The organism is Aminobacter sp. P4_D5 (assembly GCF_056401815.1).
The window spans coordinates 1-1,073 of the sequence record NZ_JBFUIP010000421.1 but is presented as its reverse complement, the minus strand read 5'-3'; the positions used below and the strand labels follow the sequence as shown (position 1 = coordinate 1,073).

At 68.2% G+C, this 1,073-nt stretch carries 3 protein-coding genes; all 3 read right to left on the bottom strand.

Annotated features, from left to right (window positions below):
* The coding region (locus AC1DWF_RS32440; protein WP_476842627.1) for a carbamoyl phosphate synthase preATP-grasp domain-containing protein at nt 1–437 on the bottom strand (437 nt) is incomplete at its 3' end.
* A 5-nt stretch (nt 438–442) separates the two neighbouring features.
* Complete coding sequence (locus AC1DWF_RS32435; protein WP_476842626.1) at nt 443–736, bottom strand: hypothetical protein; 294 nt, start codon at nt 734–736, stop codon at nt 443–445.
* Nucleotides 733–1,073 (bottom strand): hypothetical protein (locus tag AC1DWF_RS32430; RefSeq protein ID WP_476842625.1); only part of this gene is annotated, 341 nt, incomplete at its 5' end. The genes AC1DWF_RS32435 and AC1DWF_RS32430, both read right to left, overlap by 4 nt.

Sequence of the window (1,073 nt, the reverse complement as noted above, 5' to 3'; positions counted from 1 at the left end):
CTCTTGGGGCTCTCGACGCCGATCTTGGTCATCGCGTTGCGGAACTTCTGGCGATCCTCGGCCTTGTCGATCACGTCGGCCTTCGCGCCGATCAACTCGCAGCCGTACTTCTCCAGCACGCCCGCCGCGTCCAGCTTCAGCGCGGTGTTGAGCGCAGTCTGGCCGCCCATGGTCGGCAGCAGCGCGTCGGGGCGCTCCTTCGCGATGATCTTCTCGACGATCTCGGGCGTGATGGGCTCGATGTAGGTGGCATCGGCGAGGCCGGGATCGGTCATGATCGTCGCCGGGTTCGAGTTCACGAGGATGACGCGGTAGCCTTCGGCGCGGAGCGCCTTGCAGGCCTGGGCGCCGGAATAGTCGAACTCGCAGGCCTGGCCGATCACGATGGGCCCGGCGCCGATGATGAGGATGGACTTGATGTCGGTGCGCTTCGGCATGGGGATCAGGGCCTTTTGGGCGAGAAGAGAAGGAGGATGAGGAAGAGGGCGCCTTGCAGCGCGCCGGAGGCGAGGACGGCGAAGAGCACCGTCTCCGCGAGATTGGTGGAGGCGAAGGCGAAGGACAGGCCGAGCAGCCCGGCGAGGCCGATGCAGGCCAGGTTCGCGGCCAGCGCGCGCGCCGCATGTGGCGCACCGCGCAGCAGGCGCCAGGCGAGGGGGGTACCGAGCAGCGCTACCAGCAGGCCGATGGCCGCGCCGTAGAGCAGCGGGTCCATGTTGAGCCCGATGTCGCTCATGGTCCCTGCAGCTTCCGGCGCTGCCACATCGCCCAACCGGCGACGGCGTGGCTCACGGCGACGATGATGAAGACCGGCCAGGGGCCGGCGCCCCTGAAGAAACCCGACATGTGAAGCGCGAAGCCCATGACGAACATGGAAAGGCCGAGCGCCGCCTCCAGGACGGGAATGACGCGGCGGATGGCCGTGGTCAGCACGATCGCCGCGAAGATTGCGACGAGCATTCCCCCGAACCAGGCGAAGCCGGAGGCCATCAGCCGCGTGCTCCCCGGAAGCTGTCGCCGAGCGCGAGCTTCGCCGCGATCAGCGCCAGCGCGATGCCGAGGACGTAGCGCTG

Bases quoted from the DNA above. Each gene is read 5' to 3' on its own strand.
- AC1DWF_RS32435 (WP_476842626.1), bottom strand. From the start codon at position 736: ATGAGCGACATCGGGCTCAACATGGACCCGCTGCTCTACGGCGCGGCC.